22 protein-coding genes are annotated in these 22,338 nt (G+C 64.9%); 10 read left to right on the forward strand and 12 right to left on the reverse strand.

All coding sequences use genetic code 11. The features are described from left to right. Positions 1–139: 139 nt before the first annotated feature. The 5 genes from I6F20_RS07795 to I6F20_RS07815 all read right to left on the reverse strand — a co-directional run bounded on the left by I6F20_RS07795 (position 140) and on the right by I6F20_RS07815 (position 3,733). Entirely contained in the window at positions 140–1,522 is a 1,383-nt protein-coding gene (locus I6F20_RS07795; RefSeq protein ID WP_036022740.1) for an aspartate aminotransferase family protein, read from the reverse strand. A 196-nt stretch (positions 1,523–1,718) separates the two neighbouring features. Next, a complete protein-coding gene (locus I6F20_RS07800; RefSeq protein ID WP_167361657.1) occupies positions 1,719–1,889 on the reverse strand; it encodes a hypothetical protein in 171 nt (56 codons plus the stop codon). 30 nt (positions 1,890–1,919) lie between these two features. Further along, positions 1,920–2,483, reverse strand: coding sequence for an isochorismatase family protein (locus I6F20_RS07805; protein WP_036000543.1), 564 nt, complete (start codon positions 2,481–2,483; stop codon positions 1,920–1,922). A 25-nt stretch (positions 2,484–2,508) separates the two neighbouring features. Then, positions 2,509–3,129, reverse strand: a complete 621-nt coding sequence (locus tag I6F20_RS07810) for a GNAT family N-acetyltransferase (protein ID WP_036000546.1) — start codon at positions 3,127–3,129, stop codon at positions 2,509–2,511. After that, positions 3,116–3,733: a hypothetical protein gene (locus I6F20_RS07815; RefSeq protein ID WP_192893231.1), complete on the reverse strand. Its 618-nt coding sequence runs from the start codon at positions 3,731–3,733 to the stop codon at positions 3,116–3,118. Before I6F20_RS07815 ends, I6F20_RS07810 begins: the two co-directional genes overlap by 14 nt. Positions 3,734–3,801: 68 nt before the next feature. Between I6F20_RS07815 and I6F20_RS07820 the strand changes: the two genes are divergently transcribed. After that, positions 3,802–4,842: a LysR family transcriptional regulator gene (locus I6F20_RS07820; protein WP_036000552.1), complete on the forward strand. Its 1,041-nt coding sequence runs from the start codon at positions 3,802–3,804 to the stop codon at positions 4,840–4,842. A 17-nt stretch (positions 4,843–4,859) separates the two neighbouring features. Here I6F20_RS07820 and I6F20_RS07825 read toward each other — a convergent pair whose 3' ends face one another. Then, a complete protein-coding gene (locus tag I6F20_RS07825) occupies positions 4,860–6,026 on the reverse strand; it encodes an autotransporter outer membrane beta-barrel domain-containing protein (protein ID WP_225125680.1) in 1,167 nt (388 codons plus the stop codon). A 378-nt stretch (positions 6,027–6,404) separates the two neighbouring features. Between I6F20_RS07825 and I6F20_RS07830 the strand changes: the two genes are divergently transcribed. Both I6F20_RS07830 and I6F20_RS07835 read left to right on the forward strand, forming a co-directional pair. Beyond that, positions 6,405–6,611, forward strand: coding sequence for a cold-shock protein (locus I6F20_RS07830; protein ID WP_027576280.1), 207 nt, complete (start codon positions 6,405–6,407; stop codon positions 6,609–6,611). 25 nt (positions 6,612–6,636) lie between these two features. Beyond that, a complete protein-coding gene (locus I6F20_RS07835; RefSeq protein WP_225125682.1) occupies positions 6,637–7,026 on the forward strand; it encodes a DUF6678 family protein in 390 nt (129 codons plus the stop codon). A gap of 13 nt (positions 7,027–7,039) precedes the next feature. Here I6F20_RS07835 and purN read toward each other — a convergent pair whose 3' ends face one another. After that, complete coding sequence (purN, locus tag I6F20_RS07840; protein WP_225126010.1) at positions 7,040–7,693, reverse strand: phosphoribosylglycinamide formyltransferase; 654 nt, start codon at positions 7,691–7,693, stop codon at positions 7,040–7,042. Positions 7,694–7,707: 14 nt separating this feature from the next. Further along, positions 7,708–8,781: a phosphoribosylformylglycinamidine cyclo-ligase gene (gene purM, locus I6F20_RS07845; RefSeq protein WP_225125683.1), complete on the reverse strand. Its 1,074-nt coding sequence runs from the start codon at positions 8,779–8,781 to the stop codon at positions 7,708–7,710. A 156-nt stretch (positions 8,782–8,937) separates the two neighbouring features. Here purM and I6F20_RS07850 point away from each other — a divergent pair, with 156 nt between their 5' ends. From I6F20_RS07850 to ppx, 4 genes are all read left to right on the forward strand, one after another. Beyond that, entirely contained in the window at positions 8,938–9,480 is a 543-nt protein-coding gene (locus I6F20_RS07850) for a CDP-alcohol phosphatidyltransferase family protein (RefSeq protein ID WP_028180509.1), read from the forward strand. Between the two features lie 92 nt (positions 9,481–9,572). Continuing rightward, positions 9,573–10,250: a P-loop NTPase family protein gene (locus tag I6F20_RS07855; RefSeq protein ID WP_036000575.1), complete on the forward strand. Its 678-nt coding sequence runs from the start codon at positions 9,573–9,575 to the stop codon at positions 10,248–10,250. A gap of 146 nt (positions 10,251–10,396) precedes the next feature. Continuing rightward, positions 10,397–12,586 carry an RNA degradosome polyphosphate kinase gene (locus I6F20_RS07860; protein ID WP_036000566.1) on the forward strand — a complete coding sequence of 730 codons (2,190 nt, stop codon included), beginning with the start codon at positions 10,397–10,399 and terminating at the stop codon, positions 12,584–12,586. A 15-nt stretch (positions 12,587–12,601) separates the two neighbouring features. Further along, positions 12,602–14,104, forward strand: a complete 1,503-nt coding sequence (ppx, locus tag I6F20_RS07865; protein ID WP_225125685.1) for an exopolyphosphatase — start codon at positions 12,602–12,604, stop codon at positions 14,102–14,104. Positions 14,105–14,108: 4 nt separating this feature from the next. Here ppx and I6F20_RS07870 read toward each other — a convergent pair whose 3' ends face one another. The 4 genes from I6F20_RS07870 to ndk form a co-directional block, all read right to left on the reverse strand. Then, positions 14,109–15,233: a PepSY-associated TM helix domain-containing protein gene (locus I6F20_RS07870; protein ID WP_225125687.1), complete on the reverse strand. Its 1,125-nt coding sequence runs from the start codon at positions 15,231–15,233 to the stop codon at positions 14,109–14,111. A 117-nt stretch (positions 15,234–15,350) separates the two neighbouring features. Then, a complete protein-coding gene (locus tag I6F20_RS07875) occupies positions 15,351–17,687 on the reverse strand; it encodes a TonB-dependent receptor (protein WP_518513048.1) in 2,337 nt (778 codons plus the stop codon). Positions 17,688–18,032: 345 nt separating this feature from the next. Further along, entirely contained in the window at positions 18,033–18,893 is an 861-nt protein-coding gene (locus I6F20_RS07880) for a TerC family protein (RefSeq protein WP_225114156.1), read from the reverse strand. A gap of 41 nt (positions 18,894–18,934) precedes the next feature. Continuing rightward, complete coding sequence (gene ndk / locus I6F20_RS07885; RefSeq protein WP_036000620.1) at positions 18,935–19,357, reverse strand: nucleoside-diphosphate kinase; 423 nt, start codon at positions 19,355–19,357, stop codon at positions 18,935–18,937. A gap of 305 nt (positions 19,358–19,662) precedes the next feature. Here ndk and I6F20_RS07890 point away from each other — a divergent pair, with 305 nt between their 5' ends. From I6F20_RS07890 to I6F20_RS07900, 3 genes are all read left to right on the forward strand, one after another. Beyond that, on the forward strand, positions 19,663–19,944 hold the full coding sequence (locus tag I6F20_RS07890) for a sulfur globule protein precursor (protein WP_074447892.1): 282 nt from the start codon (positions 19,663–19,665) through the stop codon (positions 19,942–19,944). A gap of 213 nt (positions 19,945–20,157) precedes the next feature. Continuing rightward, entirely contained in the window at positions 20,158–20,331 is a 174-nt protein-coding gene (locus tag I6F20_RS07895) for a hypothetical protein (RefSeq protein WP_167361656.1), read from the forward strand. A 46-nt stretch (positions 20,332–20,377) separates the two neighbouring features. Beyond that, positions 20,378–22,237: an ABC-F family ATP-binding cassette domain-containing protein gene (locus I6F20_RS07900; protein WP_225125689.1), complete on the forward strand. Its 1,860-nt coding sequence runs from the start codon at positions 20,378–20,380 to the stop codon at positions 22,235–22,237. Positions 22,238–22,338: the final 101 nt, after the last annotated feature.

Below are 22,338 nucleotides of genomic sequence, written 5' to 3' on the forward strand. Positions count from 1 at the left end.
ATTGCGAGCCAACGGCTCCGCGCGAAGCGCGGCCCGATGACAGGTTCAGGGAAGCAATCCAGAATCCCTCGTCGGAAACAGTCTGGATTGCTTCGTCGCAAGAGCTCCTCGCAATGACGACGGAGAGAGCGACGAAGCCTTACGCCGGCGTCAGCTTCGCCACTTCGCTCTTCATGTCGTTCAGCACGCCGGAGATCGCGTCCACCAGTTCGTCGATCTGGGCCTTGGTCGTGATCAGCGGCGGGCAGATCGCGATGGCATCGAGCATGTTGCGCGAGATCACGCCGCGCTCCTGGAGCATGCGGCTGGCGATGCCGCCGACGGCGCCCGGCGTAGTGGCGGCGGTCTTGCGCGCCTTGTCGAGCACGAGCTCGAGCGCGGCGATCATGCCGACGCCGCGGACCTCGCCGACCAGCGGGTGGCTGGCGAGTTCACGCAAGCGGCCCTGCATGTAGCCACCGAGCTCGGCCGCGTGTGCGACGAGGCCGCGCTCCTCGATGATCTTGAGGTTCTCCAGCGCAATCGCCGAGCCGACCGGATGGCCGCCCGCGGTGAAGCCGTGGCCGAGCACGCCGATCTTGTTGCTCTCGTCCGCGATCGGCTCGAACATGCGGTCGTTCAGGATGATCGCCGAGAGCGGGAAATAGCTCGATGTGATCTGCTTGGAGACGACGATCGCATCGGGCTTGATGCCGTAGGTCTCGCAGCCGAACATCTTGCCAGTGCGGCCGAAACCGCAGATCACCTCGTCGGCGACCAGGAGAATGTCGTACTTCTTCAGGACCTTCTGGATCTTGTCCCAATAGGTCGCCGGCGGCACCACGACACCGCCCGCCCCCATCACCGGCTCGCCGAAGAACGCCGCGATCGTATCCGGCCCTTCCTTCTGGATCAGGGCGTCGAGCTCCTCGGCCCGGCGCGTGGCGAAGGCTTCCTCGCTCTCGCCGGGGGCGCCGTCCTTGTAGAAGTGCGGCGAGCCCGTATGCAGGATGTTCGGCAGCGGCAGGTCGAACGAGCGATGGTTGTTCGGCAGGCCCGTGAGGCTGGCGGATGCGATGGTGACGCCGTGATAGGCACGCAGGCGGCTGATCACCTTCTTGCGCTGCGGTTGGCCGAGCGCGTTGGAGCGATAGGCGATCAGCTTCAACACGGTGTCGTTCGCTTCCGAGCCGGAATTGGTGAAGAACACCTTGCTCATGGGCACCGGCGCGAGCGCGACCAGTTTCTCGGCGAGGTCGATCGAGGGACCGTGCGATTTGGCGGAGAACGTATGGTAGAACGGCAGCGCCTGCATCTGCTTGTGCGCCGCCTCGACCAGTCGCTTCTCGTTGAAGCCGAGCCCGACGCTCCACAGGCCCGCCATGGCTTCGAAATAGCGCTTGCCCGACGCGTCGAAGACGTAAGGCCCCTCGCCGCGCTCGATCACCAGCGGACCGGCCTGCTGATGCGTGCGCGCATTGGTGTAGGGATGGAGCTGATAGGCCACATCCCGGGCCTCTTGCGAATTGGGCAGCATGGACATTTGCGATGATCCCTAAAAGCGTCACGCCGCCGGCGGGCCGGCGTCATCACTCGATGGCGAGTACTTGTCTCAAGTACTTGGCTATTGCCACGACGCAAAACTTGCAATGCCAATTCGTCGGCGGCAAGCGCTCAGCAGCGATGCACAAAGCCGCACATGACAGGACCGCGGATCGCAGAATCGGGCTGGGCAGCTCTCACGCCGCGCCGTCGTCGTCCACTTCGTCGGTGGCGGAAACGGCTTCCCTCACCTCCATCAGCGCCATCGAGAGCAAGTAGACCGTGGTAGGCAGCCCAAGCCTGCGCGCCTTCTCGGCGGCATGCGACAGATCGCTCGCCAGCTCCTTGAGCTCGTCTCCCCGCGACAATTCTCAACCCCATCGACCGGCCGCGGCCGCCTACACCGCAACGGCGCCGCTGGTTCTGATCAGTTCGGCGCTGGACTGGACTGTAGCAAAATTCGCAATGACATCCACTACCGCATGCCGGTAGGCCGCGGCATCGTCCGTGCCGGGCTGCCGGCAAGCCACCGCGTCGGTGATCACATGGTAGCGATGACTGCGGTGAAACCCCTCGACGGCAGTGGCCAGGATGGTCTCGTCCAGGGAAAAGCCGATCAGGATGCAGCGTGTGGTGCGGATAGCGGACATGTGGCCGCCAAACCGCGACGAGCTGTAGGCGGACGGCAGCGGGTGCTCGAACGTCATCTCGCCCGGTTGTGGCCTGGTCTCCGCGATCCAATCGGTCAGCCTGGATGACGGATTGAACCAGGCCGCCTGCGCGATGCGCTTCAGATGCATCACCGGCCATAGATTGCTGCGCCACAGCGTCAGGAGTTCCAGGCAGCGCGCCGCCGTCGCATCGCCGTCGCGGATAACGTGACGGCGGCCGGGAGTCAGGTACTCGACCTGAAGATCCGCACAGACCAGGATCGGCGGATCATCGTGCATTGAAACCAGCATCGAGTTGCGCGCAGCTGCACCTGTTTCAGCGGTCGGCGAGCGCGAGGTCCCGCAGCGGCGAGGTCACCGCCCGCCCGGCCGAGGCATCGAGCACGCCAGGACGGTCCCAATCGCCCTCGGGACGAATAATCACATAGGGATCGCTATCCAGCGTGATGGCGTCCGGGCCCGGCTCGATCTCCAGCAGCATCTCCGTGTAGGAGAAATCCGAGAACGTGATCTTGCGGTTGTGACCGAGCGGCTTGGCACCGAAATGGGCCCAGAAATCGACCAGCCGGTCCTGCGCCTGGCCGTAGATCTTGCGAAAGCCCTTGCGCTTCACATAATCGACACTGGCCTGCACCAGCTTGAACGAGACGCGCGAGCGCCGATATTGGTGACGCACCGCAAGCCGCTCCACCTTGGCGAAATCGCCGAAGAAGCGCACCCGCAGGCAGCCCGCAGGCTCGTTGCCGACGAAGCCGATGAAATGCGCCGCGACCATGTCGTTGCCGTCGAACTCCTCCTCGAACGGACAATCCTGCTCGGCGAGGTAGACCGCCGAGCGGATGGCGGTCACCAGCATGAGATCGCTTGGGTCGCGCGCGAGGCGGATGGTGATGGCGCGGGAACAGGGCTTGGCGACTGGAATCCTAGTACCGTGCATCTGCAAAGCTCCTTGATTGGATGATCGCTCCCGGCATGCGCATCGGCTGTCGATGCCAGGGCCGCTCGTAGCACCAAAGGTCGGGTTGGAAGCTCGGGACGGGCGCAAAGCCTGTCGCCTTCATGATGTCGCGTCCGGCCACCGTTGACGGCTGCGCATAGCAATCCGCACCGCGAAACCTTATCTGCCGCAGATGAGCCGCGGCCTTACCGAGACCGGCGATGCCGCGGCCCGTCGCCGCGATCGCCCAGATGTAGATGGCAGCGACGTCTTCGTCTGCCGATGCGAGATAACGCGTCTCGGGCGCTGTGAGGCAAATCTCGTCGAGCAGCAGCGCATCATGTCCGCGGTCATTGAGAAACAGGAAGGCCATGCCGCCGACGAGCTTGCCTTTGCGGCTAAATGTCAGGATGCTCTGGGGATCGAAGACGTAATATTTGGCAAGCGCCGCCGTCCCGATCTGCACGCCCGGCACCAGCCGGTGCGCCATCTCCGAAAGCGCTCCAATTTCGGAAAATTGCGCACAGCGGACGTCGACGTCCGGGCTCAGCGGCAAGGCATCGAAATCATGCCTTGCGGCAAACGTGCCCCTTTCCATACTCATGTCGCGCCTCTATCGTTCGAGGCTTTCATGCCCCGCTACGACGAGCTTAGCGGTTGGGGATCAGGAGTATGCAGCAGTTATTGCACCGGGGTGCTGCGATGATGCAGCACCGTGAAGAAGCCCTGGGCGCGTCCTGGGATGATTTGAAGCTGTTTTTAGCGTGCGCAAAATTTAAAAGTTTTCGGAATGCCGCCGAAGAGCTCGGCCTCACCTCCACCACGCTGATGCGCCGCATCGACCGGCTCGAGGAGAGCATTGGGTGCAAGCTGTTCCTGCGCGACCAGAGCGGGCTGACGCTCAGCGACGAAGGCGCTGCGATGATCGCCGACGTCACGCATATGGAGCGTCATGCCTTCAACGTCTTCCGCCGCGCGGCGCGGTCCTCGAACGACACCTCGGGCACCGTTCGCGTCGCGGTGACGGAAGGCCCCGGCAATTTCTGGATCCTGCCGCGGCTGATCGACTTCCAGAAGACGTACCGCAAGATCACGGTCGATCTGCGCTGCGCGATGGAGCAGGCCGACGTCGCGCGGCTCGAATCCGATATCGCGATCCAGCTCGAGCCGCCGACCAATCCCGATCTGATCGTCGCCAAGCTCGGCCGCCTCCACATCTATCCCTTCGTCTCCAAGGAGTATGAAAGCCTCTACGGCGTGCCGGCAACGCTCGCCGAACTGAACAATCACCGCATCATCAAGCAGAGCGCGCCGCAGGTCGACGACGGGGCCTATGCCCGCGTGCTCGGGCTGAAGTCGCTCGAAGGCATCGTCGGGATCAAGACCAATTCGTCGGTGGGCGTGCTCTACGCGGTGGAGCGCGGCGCCGGCATCGGCTTCCTGCCGACGGTATCGATCGCGCTCGGTGCGCCGCTCGTTGCGGTCGATCTCGGCGTCAGCCATCACGCCGATCTCTGGCTCACCTATCACAAGGAGTTCCGCAGCTCCGAGCGGCACAAGATCGTGGTCGACTGGCTGAAGAAGATCTTCGATGCCAGGACCTATCCCTGCTTCCGCGACGAGTTCATCCATCCGAACGCGCTGGTGCCGATGATGACGGCGGCGCGCGAGGGCTTTGGCCTGGCGGGATACGTGGCGACGGCGCCGACTTAACGCAGGCGAGCGTCAGCTCACCATTTGTATTCGAAGCCGAGCGTGCCCTGGTGCGAGGTGAGCTCGTTGCGAAATTTGCCGTCGTAATTGACGTAGAGCCTCGCCACGTTGGTCAGGCTGAGCGAAGCCGAGGCGCCGGCATCCGCGCCGTAACGGCTCTCGCCGATGCCGGGGACGATGATGTTTTGGGCGCCCAGACTGACCTGGATGGATCCGAGGTCCTGGTGGAAATTGTCGACGAACTTGCCGTAGGCCGAGAGGTCCAGGATCTTCTGGTCGATGATGAAATAGCGGCCGACCTCGGCCCCGAGCATGATGCGCGCGCGCGAGAGCGCCGACGAGCCGACGTTGAGCGGATCGAGCCCGCCGGTCTCCTGGAACGCGGCGCTGGTGGCACGCACATATTCCAGCGCGCCCTTGGGCACGATGCGCATCTCGTCCTTGGTCCAGTAATAGCTGATCTCGGTCAGCGCGCCGTCCACGGCGGCGCGATAGCGCGCGGTCGCAAGGCCAAGGCCGGTATCGCGGCTGGAATGGACCTTGCCGAAGCCGTGCACCACGGCAAAGGCCCAGGTCCACGGGCCCTTGTCGACCGAGCCGCTGAAGCCGAGCTGGGTCAGGTCGAGGGTTGCGGATTGCAGCGCCAGCGGCACGTCGATGTCGGTGTGGCTATGGTCGACGGAGAAGCCGATGTTGACGCCGGGTGCGAGCCGCGCGCCAAAGCCGGCAACGCCGCCGAAGGTCTTGCGCTTGTCGCCGACGAAGTCGCCTTGCGCATCGGTGCGGACCGAAAGGCCATAGCCCTCGAACCAGGTGCGGTAGCGCGGATCTTCCGCAGCCGCCGAGGCGCCGCCGCCGCCCGGATTGGTGCGGAACGCCCGGTTGACGCCGCCGGAGGCCTGATTGCCGAGCCGCTCCAGAAAGCCTGAGCCGAAATTGAGCATGCTGTTGCCGGCTGACTGATTTTGATTGGTCGAGGTCGGCGACGGAATCGGGGTCGGTGACGGCGTGGGTGTCGGCGTGGGCGTAGGGGTCGGTGTGGGCGTGCTTTGCGCGAAGCCGGGGCTCACGGCCGCCATCGTCACTACCAGGGCAAACGCCATCGCAAGCGCAGCCGCGATCCGGCGGACGCAGTCCAACCCGATCGTCTGCCGTGTCCCGGAGAGCTGCGCGGCGCAGCGCATGCGATGAATCCCGAAAGCGAAGTGGCGGCGCGCAAAAATGCAACACGGTCTGCGGCGCTTGCGGCGATTTGGGCCGAACTGCCACGAGGGGTCAACCGGTTGGCGCATAACGGCCGAGGCTATTGCACCGATTGTGGTTCTGCTGCCACAGGTCGCAAATTGCGCTTGAAGGCACCTGGCTTGCCCTTGAAATCCGCGCGCGGCTTGCTAGCCGGCGAATTTCATGTTGCAATAACGTTCACAATCGGAATTGGCCGTTTGCTGTGCGTTTCGCGACATTGCGCCTCAAGACTCGAACAGACTTCCGGGAGCCCGTTTGTGGCGTGGCACGCGAAAAAGCGGCCGCGTCGTTTTTATATCTAGTGGAGGAGACGAGCGATGCCGCAAAAGGGCACCGTCAAATGGTTCAACCCGACAAAGGGCTATGGGTTCATCAAGCCGAATGGCAGCGACAAGGACGTGTTCGTCCACATCTCCGCCGTCGAGCGTGCCGGACTCTCTACCCTCAATGAGAACCAGGTGGTTGAATTCGACCTCGTGGAGAACCGCGGCAAATCATCCGCGGAGAACCTCAAGGTTTCCTGATGTCTCTCGCGGCATGCGAGCGATCATGACGTTGCCCCCCGGCTCTGCCGGGGGATTTTGTTTCGGCGGGCAGATGGCTCAGCAATCCGACTACTATTCGGTCGCCAATGACACAAAATGGCGTGAACTGTGCGTGGCCGTGCTTGAGCTAGCTCCGTCCGAACAACCCCGATTCCACTGCAAGAACCTGGAAACTGGATACCTGAGCCAGTGGGATGGCGAATGGCACTATCATTGGACGATCGGCGGATGGGATTGGATGGAATGGGCTGAACTATCTGTCGAGACGGCGGCTCAGCGCGAACGTGTCCGCACAATCCTGAAACGCATCCGATTTGCCGGAGAGGAAACGACTGAGGGGTTTCGCATCTACGGATATGTCCGCAATGGCGAGACGGCAGATTTCGTCGAATAAACCAGACCGCGTTTCAGCTCACCACCGGCGCAACCAGAAAATTCTCCGACGCTGCGCTTCCCGCCGTCCTGCAGACATCGCCCTCGATGCGGACCTTACCGGCCGCGAGCAGCCGCAGCGCCTCGGGATAGATGCGGTGCTCGACTTCGAGGATGCGCTCGGACAGCGTCTCCGCGGTATCGTGGTCGCTGACGGGAACCGCGCCCTGCATCACGATCGGGCCGGCATCGGTCTCGGGAATGACGAAGTGGACCGTCGCGCCGGAGAGCTTGACGCCGGCGCGCAGGGCCTGGCCGTGCGGGTCGAGGCCGGGGAACGATGGCAGCAGCGAGGGATGGATGTTGAGCATCCGCCCGTACCAGGCCTTGGTGAACTCGGCCGTGAACAGGCGCATGAAGCCGCCGAGACAAATCAGCTCGATGCCGTGCTTGTCGAGCGCGGCCTGCAGCACCGTCTCGAAGCCGGCGCGGTCCCTGCCGAACGGCTTGCTTTCGATCACCTCGGTGGTCACGCCGCTCGCTCTGGCACGTTCGAGCCCGGGCGCATCCGCCTTGTTCGAGATGACGAGCGATATCTCCGCCGGGAAATCCGCGGCGGCGGCTGCCCTGATCAGCGCAGCCATGTTGGAGCCGCGCCCGGAAATCAGGATGGCGACGCGGCGCTTCATCACAGCGCCAGTCATTATAGCGCCACGTCGAGGTGGCCGTTATAGACGACGCGGTGCTCGCCCTCGGCCGGAATCACGGTGCCGAGCTGCGCCACGGTCTCGCCAGCGTCGGTGAAGACTTCGACGACCTTGTCGACCTTGTCGGGCTCGACGATCGCGATCATGCCGATGCCGCAATTGAAGGTGCGCAGCATTTCCAGCTCGGCGATGCCGGCTTGGGCCGCCAGCCATTTGAACACCGGCAGCACCGGCAGGCGTGCCAGGTCGATGCCGACACCGAGATGCTTCGGCAGCACGCGCGGGATGTTGTCGGTGAAGCCGCCGCCCGTGATGTGGGCAAGCCCCTTCACCGCGCCGGTCTCGCGGATCGCGCGCAGGCAGGATTTCACGTACAGCCTGGTCGGCGTCAGCAGCGCGCCGCCGAGCGTCATCACCGGCGCGAACGGCGCCTGCGCCTCGAAGCCGAGGCCCGACTGCTCGACGATCTTGCGGACCAGCGAGAAGCCGTTGGAATGCACGCCGGACGAAGCGAGACCGATCACGGCATCGCCCGCGGCGATGTCCTTGCGCGGCAACAACGTACCGCGCTCGGCGGCGCCGACGGCAAAGCCGCCGAGATCGTAGTCGCCGTCCTTGTAGAGGCCGGGCATTTCGGCAGTCTCCCCGCCGATCAAAGCGCAGCCGGATTCGCGGCATCCCTCCGCAACGCCCGCGACGATGGCGGCCGTGGCCTCTGGATCGAGCTTGCCGCAGGCGAAATAGTCCAGGAAAAACAGCGGCTCGGCGCCCTGGACCACGAGGTCGTTGACGCTCATGGCGACGAGGTCGATGCCGATGCCGCCATGCAGGCCGGTCTCGATCGCGATCTTGACCTTGGTGCCGACACCGTCGGTCGCGGCCACGAGGACCGGATCCTTGAAGCCGGCCGCCTTGAGGTCGAACAGGCCGCCGAAGCCGCCGATCTCGGCATCGGCGCCCGGCCGCGCGGTGGCGCGCACCATCGGCTTGATCAGGTCGACCAGGCGGTTGCCCGCGTCGATATCGACGCCTGAATCGGCGTAAGTGAGGCCGTTTTTGAGGTCGGTCATGCCCGATTTCCAGTGGGTTTGCGGCTGGTTACGTTGAATTCCGGGGACGCGCAATGGCTCGCATGGCGCTCCCCGCTATACTATGTAGACATATCAACCGGTTCAGCCTGCAACGGGCCGGATTTGAGGTCAGAACCGGTGCCGGGAAGCGCTTTCGTGAGTATTCCGAATATCATTACCTTGGGCCGCATCATGCTGGTCCCGATCATCGTCTGGGCCATCGTGTCGAGCCAAATGGAGGTGGCGTTCGCCGTCTTCCTGATCGCCGGCATCAGCGATGCCGTGGACGGCTTTTTGGCCAAGCGCTTCAACATGACGAGCGAGCTCGGCGCCCTGCTCGATCCGCTCGCCGACAAGGCGCTGCTGGTCTCGATCTACATGGCGCTCGGCATCTGGGGCGCGATCCCGCGCTGGATCGTGATCCTGGTGGTCTCGCGCGACATCATGATTGTCGCCGCCGTGATCGTGTCCTGGTTGTTCGACCGGCCGGTCGAGATGAAGCCGTCGAAAGTCTCCAAGCTCAACACGGTGGCACAAGTGGCATTCGCAGCTTTGGTGCTGGCGGCGCTTGCCTTCGGCTTCAAGCCCGCGCCTTATGATATCATCCTGATGGGTCTCGTCACGATCTTCACGCTCTCCTCCGTGTCGCTCTATCTCGTCGAGTGGCTGCGGCACATGAGCACGATCGAGGCCAAATGAGCGGGGAAGCAGCCCAGCAAAAGGCCAAGTCCCGCACCATCAAGTCCAATCTCTACAAGCGGGCCGGCGCGCCGGCATGGAGCAGAGCAAGCGTGGCAGGCCGCGTTCATCCCCGACAATTGGCGTTTGCGCTTCCGCATGCGGAGAGCCTCAGCCGGGACAACTTCCTCGAAGGCCCCGCCAATGCGGCCGGTCTAGGCCTCATCGACGGCTGGCCGGAATGGCCGAACCGGATCATGTGGCTGGCGGGCCCGGAAGGAAGCGGCAAGAGCCATCTCGCCGCGATCTGGGCCGAGGAAGCCGGCGCCCGCTCGACCACCGCCAATGCGCTGACCGCGACGGACGTGCCCGGCGCGCTCGCCACCGGCGCGCTGGTGGTCGAGGATCTCAAGGCTGGGGACTTCGACGAGCGTGCCCTGTTTCACCTGATGAACCTCGCCCGCGAGGACGGCGCCTACGTCCTGTTCACCGGCCGCGAGGCGCCGGCCGCGCTTCCGATCGAGCTTCGCGACCTGCGCTCGCGCCTGCGGGCCGTTCCGGCGGTCACGCTGCTGCCGCCCGACGACCAGCTGTTCCGCGGCCTCATCGTCAAGTTCTGCGCCGACCGCCAGCTCAATGTGGACGAGAGCGTGGTCGGCTACCTCGCGACGCGCCTGGAGCGGTCCTCGGCTGCCGCCCGGCGGGCCGTCGAGCTGCTCGACAGCGAAGCCCTACGGCTCGGCCGTCCCGTCACCCGGGCGCTGGCCGCCGAGCTGCTCCGGGACGCCTGACAGGCTCGCAGGCCTCCCCGAAGTCCGCTTGACGCGGCGCAGGGGCGGAACATCAATGTCATCGAAACGTCATCGCTCTAACACATGCTCCCGCCGATTTTTGCGCTTGAGTCGCAATTGGGGTGAACTGGATGGACCGACTTCTGATGGACTCTGCGCAAGCTGTTGAAACGAAAGAGAAAGCCCCGGAAACCGAGAGCCTTCCGGCGATCGCGTCCAGTCCCGAGCGGTTCATCAATCGCGAGCTGTCCTGGCTGCATTTCAATCGCCGCGTCCTGGAGGAATCAGTCAATCCCAGCCACCCCGTGCTGGAGCGGGTGCGATTCCTGTCGATTTCGGCCAATAACCTCGACGAGTTCTTCATGGTTCGCGTCGCCGGCATCAAGGCCCAAGTCCGCGAGGGCATCGCCGAGCGCAGCCCCGACGGCCTGACGCCGTCCGAACAGCTCGCGCTGATCAACCGCACCGTCTCCCAGCTCGCTTCCGACCAGCAGGCGATCTGGCGCGACCTGCGCGCCACGTTGGCCGAGGTCGGCATCGTGCTGGTCGACGGCAAGGACGTCACAAAGGCGGAACGAACCTGGATCGAGGACTACTTCCTCCACAACGTGTTCCCTCTCCTGACCCCGCTGGCGATCGATCCGGCCCACCCTTTCCCGTTCATTCCGAGCCTCGGCTTCACCATCGCACTGCAGCTCACGCGCGCTGCCGACGGCAAGCAGATGAACGCGCTGATCCGCATGCCCGGCAAGATCGACCGCTTCATCCGCCTGCCGGCGGATGGCACGGTGCGCCTGATCTCGCTGGAGCAGGCCACCGCCCTGTTCATCAACCGCCTGTTCCCCGGCTACAATCTGCACGGCCAAGGCGCCTTCCGGATCATCCGCGACTCCGAGCTCGAAATCGAGGAGGAGGCCGAAGATCTCGTCCGCCTGTTCGAGACCGCGCTGAAGCGCCGCCGCCGCGGATCGGTGATCCGGCTCGAGATCGACGCCAAGATGCCGGAGCAGCTGCGCAGCTTCGTGCAGCACGCGCTCTCCGCCGCCGACGACGAGATCTTCCTGGTCGACGGCGTGCAGGCGATGAACGAGCTCTCGCAGCTCACCCGCCTCGACCGGCCCGACCTCGAATTCACCCCTTACGTGCCGCGCCACCCCGAACGCGTGCGCGAGCATGGCGGCGACATCTTCGCCGCGATCCGGCAGAAGGACCTGATCGTCCACCATCCGTACGAGTCGTTCGACGTCGTCGTGCAATTCCTGCAGCAGGCCACGCGCGACCCCGACGTCGTTGCGATCAAGCAGACGCTCTACCGCACCTCCAACAATTCACCGATCGTGCGCGCGCTGGCCGAAGCGGCCGAGGCCGGCAAATCAGTCACCGCGCTGATCGAGCTGAAAGCGCGGTTCGACGAAGAAGCCAACATCCGCTGGGCACGCGATCTCGAACGCGCCGGCGTGCAGGTCGTCTACGGCTTCCTCGAATTGAAGACGCACGCGAAGCTCTCGATGGTGGTGCGCCGCGAGGGCGGCAGCCTGACGACCTACGTCCATACCGGCACCGGCAATTATCACCCGGTCACCGCGCGCATCTACACCGATCTCTCCTACTTCACCTCGGACCCGACGATCGGCCGCGATGCCGCGCGCGTGTTCAATTTCATCACCGGCTATGCCGCGCCGAGCGATCTCGAAAAGATGGCGGTGTCGCCGCTGACCTTGCGCAAGCGCATCATCGAGCACATCCAGGGCGAGACCGCACATGCGCGGCATGGCCGTCCCGGCGCGGTCTGGATGAAGATGAACGCGCTGGTCGACCCTGATATCATCGACGCGCTCTACGAGGCCTCGCAGGCCGGTGTCCAGGTCGAGCTCGTGGTGCGCGGCATCTGCTGCCTCAGGCCCGGCATTCCCGGTCTGTCGGAGAACATCCGCGTCAAGTCGATCATCGGCCGCTTCCTGGAACATGGCCGAATCTACTGCTTCGGCATGGGCCAGGGACTGCCGAGCGCGAAAGCGGCTGTGTATATCTCGTCCGCCGACATGATGCCGCGCAATCTCGACCGCCGCGTCGAGGTGCTGTGTCCGCTGCAAAATCCGACGGTGCATCAGCAGGTTCTCGAACAGATCATGGTCGCGAACCTGAAGGACAATGAGCAGAGCTGGCAGTTGTTGCCGGATGGGTCTTCAACGCGTATGAAGACCGCGAAGGGCGAGGAGCCTTTCAACGTCCACAACTACTTCATGACGAATCCGAGTCTGTCTGGCCGTGGAAAGTCGCTCAAGGAATCCTCGCCGCGTCGTCTCACGCGCCGGAACGAACGTCATCAATCCTGATCGGGGGTTTGCGACGTGAAGCGGCCGCGCAAGCGCGGCTCGAGCGTCGCGGTTATCGACATAGGCTCCAACTCGGTCCGCCTCGTCGTCTACGAGGCGCTGGCGCGCAGCCTGATCCCGATCTTCAACGAGAAGACGCTGTGCGGCCTCGGGCGCGAGGTGCAGAGCACGGGCCTGCTCGCGCCCGACGCCATCGACAAGGCGCTGACCTCGCTGAAACGGTTTCGCGCGCTGTGCCGGGTGATGAAGGTCGGACGCGTGTTCGCGATCGCGACCGCCGCATGCCGCGACGCCTCCAACGGCCCCGATTTCATCGCCAGGGCCGAGCGGATCTGCGCGGTGAAGATCGAGATCCTGTCGGGCTCGCGCGAAGCACGACTGTCCGCGCTCGGCGTGATCTCCGGCATCCACCATCCAGACGGCATCGTCGGCGACCTCGGCGGCGGCTCGCTCGAGCTGATCGACGTGCGCAGGAACGCCGTACGCAGCGGCGTGACGCTGCCGCTCGGCGGCCTCGCACTGCAGGACCTCGCCCACAAATCGCTCAAGCGCGCCGACCGCATCGTGCGCGAGGAGATCGACGGGGTCCAGTTACTCACTGCCGGCCGCGGTCGCACCTTCTATGCCGTCGGCGGCACCTGGCGCGCGCTCGCGCGCATCCACATCATCCAGAGCGGCTATCCGCTCCAGGTGATGCACGGCTATTCCATTCCGGCTGCCGAGGCGCTCGACTTCTCGCGCCGCCTGCGGCGCCTCGCCGTCGCCGACATGCTTGCCGACATCGAGATCGTCGCCGATGCGCGGCGCCCTCTCCTCACCTATGCGGCGCTGGTGCTCGAGCACATCATCCGCGTCGCGAAGCCAAAGAACATCGTGTTCTCCACCTTCGGCGTGCGCGAGGGCCTGCTGCACGAGAAGCTGCCCGAGACCGAACGCAACAAGGACGGGCTGATCTGCGCGGCGGAGGAGCTGAACCAGCTGCTGTCGCGTTCGGCCAGGCACGCGCGCGAGCTGATTGCCTGGACCGACCGCTTGGTGCGCGTCGTCAAGCTGCGCGAGACGGAAGTGGACCGCCGCCTCCGCCACACCGCGTGCCTGCTCTCCGACATCGGCTGGCGCGTGCATCCCGATCATCGCGGCGAGCAGACGCTCAGCCTCGTCGTCAACGGCAATTTCGGCGCGATCACCCACACCGAACGCGCCTTCGTCGGCCTGTCGGTGTTCTATCGCTATGCCGGCCTCAGCGAGGAAAACCAGCCGCCGGTCACCATGCAGGAGCTGCTGACGCCGGCCCAGCTCGAACGCGCGCGCCTCCTGGGCGCTGCGTTCCGCGTCGCGCATCTGATCTCGGCCGCACGTCCCGGCGTCCTGCCAGCCACGCATTTCCGCAGCCAGGGCCGCAAATTGATGCTGGTGTTCGAGCACCGGCTCGGCGACCTCGTCGCCGACCGCGTCGGCAGCCGCTTCCGTCAGCTCGCCCGCCTGGTTGGCCGCGCCGGTTCAATCGTCAGGCGCTGACCTCTCAGCCGGGCCTCATCCTCCCGGGCCGTCTCTTGAGCCACATCATCGCGCCGCTGACGAAGAGGACTAGCGGTGCGAAGCCGGCCGCGAACACCAGTAGGCGTCCTGCGAATCCGAACGTCGCGCCATTGTGGAGCCAGAGCTGCTCGGCCAGATAGCGATCCCCCATCGACAGGGTGCCCGGCGTGCGGTCGTGCACCACAGCGCCGCTCCACGGATCGAGCCAGATCGCTCCACGCGACCGCACCGCGGGATCAGCTCCATCAGGACGGAATTGCACCCGCCAGGTGTTGCGCGTTGCGGTCGGCGGATTGAGCATGGCGACCGTCGCACCGGGCTTGACCTCTTGCGCGCGTCGCATGATCGCGTCAGGTGAGAGCACCGGCGTCCCTGCCGGAGGCGGCATTTCGACTCGCGGCGAGCGATCAGGCGTCGGCTGCGACACGAGGCCGACGATGGGCCGCACCAGGTCGGGAAAAACGATGCCGACGCCGGTGATCGAGATCAACAAGAGCACGGCCAGCGCCCAAAAGCCTGCCGCACCGTGAAGGTCCAGAACAAATCGAAGCAGCGAGACGTTCTTGCGCACCGAGATCGATCGCCAAAATCGCCCCGGCTTCGGCCACCAAAGGAAGAGACCCGAGACCGCCAAGCCGAGCAGCACGAACCCGGCCACGCCGACCAGTTCCTTGCCCCAGAACTCGTAGAGCAGCAGCGTGAAATGGAGACGGTAAACCTTGAGCGCGAACGCGTTGGCGTAGTCACGCTGCCCGAGCACCTTGCCGTTGGAAGGATCGACCATAGTCGTCCACCGGTTCGGGTAGCTGCCTGGCGTGGTCTCGTGCGAATGGATCACGATCCAGACCGGCCAGGTCCGGTCTGGCGCCAGGATCGTCGCGATCGGCGCGGGATCCGCTGCCGCGGCGGCGTGCATCACCTCCGCTAACGTGACGCTCTGCTCCGGACCGGCGGGCGCATAGAGCGCCGGATTCAGGGCGACATCGATCTCCCGGTAGAAGACGATGAAGCTTCCAGTCAGGCCGATCAGCACCACGACGATGCCGCCGATCAATCCGAACCAACGGTGCACCCACAGCAGCGCGTGCTGCACGCGTCCGGGCATCATCCTGGATCGGGCGGGCGCCGAGCCGCCTCGACGTGGTGCCCTGATTGTTTGGTCCATTCAGAGCATCCGTCGTCTGCGCCCGATCCAGCTCCGCAGCCGGCCCGAGGAGGCCAAAGCTCAGAAGTCGGTCGACATCGACAAGAGCAGGGTTCGGGGCGAGCCTTGCGCTAGCGCAGAGAAGCTCGCGACGCCAGCCCAGTAGTTGGTGTCGAACACATTCTGGACCAGGGCCCGAACCGTCACTGGCCGGTTGTTGATGCGCGTGGTGTAGCGCGCGCCCAGATCGAGCCTCGTCCAGGCCGGAACAACCTGCGTGTTTGCCCCATTCAGATATTGGTGCCCGGTATAGATGGTGTTGGCGACCAATGTCAGCCCTGGTGCGAACGGGGTGTCCCATTCGGCGGACAGATTGGCCTGCACCTCGGGCACTCCGATCGGCGTCTTGCCGAAATTGGCCAGCGTGCTCGTCTTCGTCAGCTCCGCGTCGATCAACGTCACGCCGCCAAGAACGCGAATGCCCGGTTGCACTTCTCCGAACACCGTGAATTCCACGCCGCGATTGCGCTGCTCCTGATCAGCCCGGAAGACGTTGCCGGCACCCGTCTGCCCCGACGGCTTGGTGATCTCGAACAGGCTGATCGTGGTCGCGAGCGTGCCGAAATCGACCTTGACGCCTGCTTCCTTCTGCTTGCTCAGATACGGCGCAAGGACCTCGCCTTGATTCGCCGCCGTCGTCGGTGCGGTATCGCCCCTGCTGAGCCCTTCGATATAGTTGGCGTAGAGCGAAACGTTGCTCCAGGGCTTGACGACCACGCCGACCATCGGTGTGAACGCCGTCTGGTCGTAGGCCGAGCTCACGGCGCCCGTGGTGGTGTTGTAGTTGTTCGACCTGACGCCCTGCTGCCTGACGCCGACCGTCAGCTGAAGCCGCTCCTGGAGAACCGACATGGTGTCGGCCAGCGCAATGCCGGTCAGCTCGGTGTCCGACAGCCGCGGCACGGTCGCGGGAGCCGCAACGAACTGCTGGGGACGGGCGATCGGCGCATAGATGTTGGACAGCACCGGCGTGCCGTTCACCAAGCCGCGCGCAACCTCGTCCATGTAGTAGCTGCCCTGCAAGCTCACGGCATGGCTGATCGCGCCGGTCTCGATCCGGGCCCGCACGCCGGCGTCGGCCACGTTCCTCTCGATGTCGAATTTCGCCCGTCCCGGCGTCGATGTGGTGTTGCCAGCCGCGTTCAGGATCGTCGGCGTCCCGAACAGACGGTCGACCTGGGTCCTGCCGCCGCCGACATTGGCGAACACCGTCACTGCGTCAGTCACGTCGTATTCGGCGCGCGCCAGAAGCGAGTTGTCGTGAACCTTGGCAAATTCCCAGGATTGCGTGACGTTGCGCCGTCCGACCGGCGCGGTCGGAACGGCGACGCCGGTTGCGACCAGGAACGGTCTCGTCGGCGCGTCGAACTTTTCCTCCTGATCGATGAAATCGAGCGAGGCCCTGAACTTCTCGCCGCGATAATCGAACGCTGCGGAGCCGACATGCGCCTCGCGGGACTGATTGTCCAACGGCGTATCGCCGTTGTGATAGCTGCCATTGACGCGAATGCCGAATTCGCGGTTCTCGCCGAACCGCCGGCTGACGTCGAGATGCGTGCCGAGCTGGGTGTTTGACGCGTAGTCAGTCGTGACCCGCGTGAGATCGACATCCCCGGCACGCTTCGGAACGATGTTGATGGTGCCGCCGACACTGCTGTTCGGCGCCATCCCGTAGAGCAGCGCGGTCGGGCCTTTGACGATCTCGATGCGCTCGACGTAATCGGTGAACACGCGGTAGTTCGGTGCAACGCCATAGACGCCGTGGAAGGCGATTTCCCCGACATTGCCTTCCCCGATCGGAAAGCCGCGGATGAAGAAGGAATCGAGAATGCCGCCGGTCTGGCCGGTGAAACGGACCGAGGGATCGTTGCTGACGACGTCGGCGACGGTGACGGCCTGTTGATCTTCGATCTTCTTCGCCGTGTAGCTTGTGATGTTGAAGGGCGTATCCATGAAATCCTTGTTGCCGAGCAAACCGACCTGGCCTCCACGTGCCACCTGCCCGCCTGCGTAAGTCCGCGGCAGTGCACCGGGCCTCGCAGCCGTCGGGGTCGCTTCCGCCTGCAATTTAGCCCGCTCGTTCGCGGGCGCGCCGCGGCCCGCCCTCCTGACTGGATTGGCTCGTGGACGCGCGCGCGGCTTCGGCGCGTCTGCGGTGACGGTCACCGCCGGCAACGTGCTTCCCCCCACGGCCTGGGGCGCAGCGCTCTGCGCGCTGCTGGCGTGCAGGACGCCGTCGCTGCACAAGGCAATGGAGACCACGGAAACCGTGAAGGCTCTCGGGCTGGCGCACGTCAGAAGCGTCTTGATGCGAGCGGCAAGAACGGCAACAGGACGACAAAACACTTTCGACGACATCGCACCTTCCGATTTCATGAACATGAACGTCGGGGCGAGGTGCCGTGGGAACCCTCGTCGAGTCAACGAAAGCACCCATGAATCTCAGTAGTTTATAATAAGACAAGGTCTAAATCGCGTGAGGGTTGCGAACGACCACTCTCCACGCAACGCCCGCGCGCACGCGCGCGCGACGCGAGCTCTCGCGAAGCGTGATGCGCGCCGGTCATACGAATGCAATGATGGGAGGATTCGGACGAACCCCTGGCCGGTGATCGCTCGCGTCCTGCCAACGCGGGAAGCGCCCCAGTGATGTGGACGCCTCTCGTCGCTGGAGGGGCGGCCGCACCGATCAGCGCTTCAACGTCACTCCGCGGAGGCCTTGGCGTGCCGTTCGGAGGATTCGAGGGCGGCCGCGGTGAGACTGCGCCGGCGCCAGATGGTGCCGACCACCAGCACGACGACGACTCCGATCACGGCACAGAAATACTCGCCGCCGGCCCCGCCATGGCCGAATTGCGGCGGGATGCGCGAGACCCCGAGCATGGCGTCGAGCGAGGCGCCGAACGGCCCCTCGAACAGCGCGTGCAGCCGCGGCGTGACCCCGGGATCGGTCGCCATCACCTCGCCCGCGATCCAGCCGAGCAGCGCCGCACCGGCCCAGACCAGCACCGGGAGCTTTGTGAGCAGTGCCATGATCAGCGCGGCGCCGGCGACGATCAGCGGCACGCTGATGGTAAGGCCGAGGATCAGCAGCGGCACGCTGCCATTGGCCGCGGCAGCGACAGCAATGACGTTATCGAGACTCATGACGATGTCGGCCACCACGACGATCTGGATGGCGTGCCACAGATGCGCGGCAGCGTCGACGTCGTTCTCGTCCTCGTTCTCCGGCACCAGGAGCTTTGCCGCGATCACGATCAGCGCAAAGCCGCCGACCAGCTTGAGGTACGGCAGCTCCATCAGGGTGGCGACGATGCCGGTGAAGATGATCCGGAGCATCACCGCTGCGCCGGCGCCGAAGATCATGCCCCAGAGCCGATGCCGCGGCGACAGACCGCGGCACGCGAGCGCAATCACCAGCGCGTTGTCGCCGGAGAGCAGGATGTTGATCCAGATGATCTTGCCGACCGCGATCCAGAAAGTCGGTGCGGCCATCTCGTTGCGGAACTGGGTAAAGAAGCTCCCGATCGTAGCGGGATCGAAGATCTGCCAGAGCCAGTCCACAATGAGTCCCTTCGCCGGTCGCCTCTAGTCTGCCGACTGGATCAGCCGACGATCTCGTTACCCGAGAAGAACTGCGCGATCTCGATCGCGGCGGTCTCCGGCGCATCCGAACCGTGCACCGAGTTCTCGCCGATCGACTTAGCGTAGAGCTTGCGCACGGTGCCCTCGGCAGCCTTGGACGGATCGGTCGCGCCCATCACCTCGCGGTACTTGGCGATCGCGCCCTCGCCTTCCAGGACCTGAACCACGACCGGGCCGGAGGTCATGAATTCGACGAGCTCGCCGAAGAAGGGGCGCGCCTTGTGGACGGCATAGAAGGTCTCGGCCTGCTCCTTGGTCATGCGGATGCGCTTCTGCGCGACAATGCGCAGGCCCGCCTTCTCGATCACGGCGTTGACTGCGCCGGTCAGATTACGCTCGGTCGCGTCGGGCTTGATGATCGAGAAAGTGCGTTCGATGGCCATGATCTTGTCCTTGGGGAGAAAGCGGGGGTTCGGGGTTGCGGGGCTTATATCGGCGCCTTTGCCGGACGGCAAGCGACCGCGGAACAGCCTCATAGGCGGTTTCCGCGAGGGGATGGCTCCCGATCCGCTGGATGACAACAATTTCACCCAGATGAACCCAATCTGAAACCGCCGTCAGGATCCGGTTCAGCTTCCCCGGCGTAAGGTTGGGCCCATCGAAACCGAAGCCTGACCTCAGGCGGACCGTTTCGGCGGCCTTTCCATCGGCGCGATAGCCCCGCGCTGGCAGTCTTCAGGAGATAACCATGTTGAGGAAACTTTCGCTTGCCGCCGTCGCCGCGGTCGCGCTGGGAGCTGCGCTGGCGCCGACCTCGGCCTCCGCTCATTGGCAAGGCGGCGGGCATGGCGGTGGCCGGCACCACGGGCACGCGCACCATCACCACGGCCATCACCACGGCCATGGCTGGGGCGGACCGCGCTTCTACGCTGGCGGTCCCGTCTCCTACGGTTATGGCGGCTGCTATGTGCGCCGGCTGGTCCCGACCCCCTGGGGACCCCGCTGGCGGCTAATCAACCGCTGCTACTGAATCCGTCAGCACCTTCCGAAGGCTACCTAAGCCCCCCAGGTACCTTCCAAGAGAAGCCCCGGCGCCCCCCTCGCCGGGGCTTTGCCTTGAGCGTACAAAGCGCCGCTCATACAATTTTTACGAGAATACCCGGCTTTCCCCACAGCCAGCGAAACCATTTCGCCGGCAATGACTTGGTACCGTGTCTTTACTTCGAGAACACGGAACCTTGCGATGGCTGGGCTTTTTGCCAATGACAGCGAACAGATCGACCGGCGCACCAGCCGCTCGATTTGCGATGCCGTGGGCGAACGGCTGCAGCAGAGCCTCCGGCCCGAGCCGCGGCTTCCGACCCATCTCGAGCAGCTCCTGAACGAGCTGCAGCGGCGCGAGCGCGAGACGCACTAACGCAAAAACGAGTTGCGTTCGCCGCGCCTTGCGGTGACAAGGCCGCATGCTCGCCATCACCGACCTCTCCATCCGCCTCGCCGGACGCCTTTTGATCGACCAGAGTTCCGTGCAGATCACGCCCGGATCGCGCGTCGGCCTGGTCGGACGCAACGGCACCGGCAAGTCGACGCTGTTCAAGGTGATCCGCGGCGAACTTGCGGCCGAGCACGGCTCGGTCACCCTGCCGCCGCGCTGGCGCATCGGCAGCCTTGCGCAGGAAGCGCCGAACGGTCCCGAAAGCCTGATCTCGGTCGTGCTCAAGGCCGACCTCGAACGCGACGCGCTGCTCAATGAAGCCGAGCACGCGACCGATCCGCACCGCATCGCCGAGATCCAGACCCGCCTCGTCGACATCGACGCCCATTCGGCGCCGAGCCGCGCGGCTGCGATTCTCTCCGGCCTCGGCTTCTCCGCCGCTGATCAGCTCCGCCCCTGCGCCGAGTTCTCCGGTGGCTGGCGCATGCGCGTTGCGCTCGCGGCAACGCTGTTCGCGGCGCCCGACCTGCTGCTGCTCGACGAGCCCACCAATTATCTCGACCTCGAAGGCACGCTGTGGCTGGAGGATCACCTTGCGCATTATCCGCGCACCGTGATCGTGATCAGCCACGACCGCGACCTCCTGGAAAGCTCGGTCGACCAGATCCTGCACCTGGAGCGCGGCAAGCTCACGCTCTACAAGGGCAGCTACTCCTCGTTTGAAGAGCAGCGCGCCGCGCGCGAGCTGCTCGACGCCAAGGCGGTCAAGCGCCAGGAGGCCGAGCGCGCCCGCCTGCAGTCCTTCGTCGATCGCTTCAAGGCCAAGGCCTCGAAAGCCCGGCAGGCACAGTCGCGCGTCAAGATGCTGGAGCGGCTGAAGCCGATCACGGCGCTGGTCACCGAGGACGTGCGCGAGATCAGCTTCCCGGCACCGGAGAAGATCTTGTCCCCACCGATCATCGCCGTCGACAACGCTTCGGTCGGCTACGACCCGGCGAGCCCGGTGCTGGGCCGCGTCACCTTGCGCATCGATAACGACGACCGCATCGCGCTGCTCGGCGCCAACGGCAACGGCAAGTCGACGCTTGTAAAACTGCTCGCCGGACGGCTCGCGCCGTTCTCGGGCAAGGTGACGCGCGCGGACAAGCTGTCGATCGCCTATTTCGCGCAGCACCAGCTCGACGAGCTCAACGAGGACGCCTCCGCCTACGACCACGTCCGCAAGCTGATGGGCGATGCGCCCGAAGCCAAGGTGCGCGCCCGCGCCGGCGCGATCGGCTTCTCCGGCAAGGCGGCCGATACCAAGGCCGGCAAATTGTCAGGAGGCGAGAAGGCGCGCCTTCTCCTGGGCCTTGCGACCTTCTTCGGCCCCAACATGATCATCCTGGACGAGCCGACCAACCATCTCGACATCGACAGCCGCGGCGCGCTTGCAGAAGCGATCAATGAATTTCCCGGCGCGGTGATCATGGTCTCGCACGACCGCTACCTGATCGAGGCCTGCGCCGATCGGCTCTGGATAGTCGCCGATCGCACCGTGACCAATTACGACGGCGATCTCGACGAGTATCGCCGCCTGGTGCTGTCCACGCGCAACGCGGAAGCCCCGCGCGAGCGCAGTGCGCCGCCTGAAAAGCCGCAGCGGCCGAAAGCGGACAATCGCGGCTCGCTGAAGAAGCGCATCGCCGAAGCCGAGGCCGAGATCGCCCGCGTCAGCGAGATCATCGCCAAGATCGACACGGCGCTGGCCCTGCCCGACATTTTCACGCGCGATCCCAAGCAGGCGGCGCAGCTGTCCAAGGCGCGTGCCAATGCCGCCGACGCGCTGGCGCGCGCCGAGGAGCAATGGCTCGAGGCGAGCGCGCAGTTCGACGGGGCGGCGGGCTAGCGCTCCTCCGCGCTTCAACCAAACGTGCAAAACAACCCCATGCACAGTACCGGCACTATGACACCGGCAAGCGAGCCTTTGAACAAGCTGCTTTTTGCCCG

Origin of the sequence: Bradyrhizobium sp. IC3123 (assembly GCF_020193625.1) — a bacterium.
GTDB lineage: Bacteria > Pseudomonadota > Alphaproteobacteria > Rhizobiales > Xanthobacteraceae > Bradyrhizobium > Bradyrhizobium yuanmingense.

Bases quoted from the DNA above. Each gene is read 5' to 3' on its own strand.
- ndk (WP_036000620.1), bottom strand. From the start codon at position 19,357: ATGGCCATCGAACGCACTTTCTCGATCATCAAGCCCGACGCGACCGAG.
- I6F20_RS07830 (WP_027576280.1), top strand. From the start codon at position 6,405: ATGCCGCAAAAGGGCACCGTCAAATGGTTCAACCCGACAAAGGGCTAT.
- I6F20_RS07815 (WP_192893231.1), bottom strand. From the start codon at position 3,733: ATGAGTATGGAAAGGGGCACGTTTGCCGCAAGGCATGATTTCGATGCC.
- I6F20_RS07895 (WP_167361656.1), top strand. From the start codon at position 20,158: ATGGCTGGGCTTTTTGCCAATGACAGCGAACAGATCGACCGGCGCACC.
- purN (WP_225126010.1), bottom strand. From the start codon at position 7,693: ATGAAGCGCCGCGTCGCCATCCTGATTTCCGGGCGCGGCTCCAACATG.
- I6F20_RS07795 (WP_036022740.1), bottom strand. From the start codon at position 1,522: ATGTCCATGCTGCCCAATTCGCAAGAGGCCCGGGATGTGGCCTATCAG.
- I6F20_RS07900 (WP_225125689.1), top strand. From the start codon at position 20,378: ATGCTCGCCATCACCGACCTCTCCATCCGCCTCGCCGGACGCCTTTTG.
- I6F20_RS07825 (WP_225125680.1), bottom strand. From the start codon at position 6,026: ATGCGCTGCGCCGCGCAGCTCTCCGGGACACGGCAGACGATCGGGTTG.
- I6F20_RS07875 (WP_518513048.1), bottom strand. From the start codon at position 17,687: ATGTCGTCGAAAGTGTTTTGTCGTCCTGTTGCCGTTCTTGCCGCTCGC.
- I6F20_RS07860 (WP_036000566.1), top strand. From the start codon at position 10,397: ATGGACTCTGCGCAAGCTGTTGAAACGAAAGAGAAAGCCCCGGAAACC.
- purM (WP_225125683.1), bottom strand. From the start codon at position 8,781: ATGACCGACCTCAAAAACGGCCTCACTTACGCCGATTCAGGCGTCGAT.
- I6F20_RS07810 (WP_036000546.1), bottom strand. From the start codon at position 3,129: ATGCACGGTACTAGGATTCCAGTCGCCAAGCCCTGTTCCCGCGCCATC.
- I6F20_RS07870 (WP_225125687.1), bottom strand. From the start codon at position 15,233: ATGATGCCCGGACGCGTGCAGCACGCGCTGCTGTGGGTGCACCGTTGG.
- I6F20_RS07805 (WP_036000543.1), bottom strand. From the start codon at position 2,483: ATGCTGGTTTCAATGCACGATGATCCGCCGATCCTGGTCTGTGCGGAT.
- I6F20_RS07820 (WP_036000552.1), top strand. From the start codon at position 3,802: ATGCAGCAGTTATTGCACCGGGGTGCTGCGATGATGCAGCACCGTGAA.
- I6F20_RS07890 (WP_074447892.1), top strand. From the start codon at position 19,663: ATGTTGAGGAAACTTTCGCTTGCCGCCGTCGCCGCGGTCGCGCTGGGA.
- I6F20_RS07835 (WP_225125682.1), top strand. From the start codon at position 6,637: ATGACGTTGCCCCCCGGCTCTGCCGGGGGATTTTGTTTCGGCGGGCAG.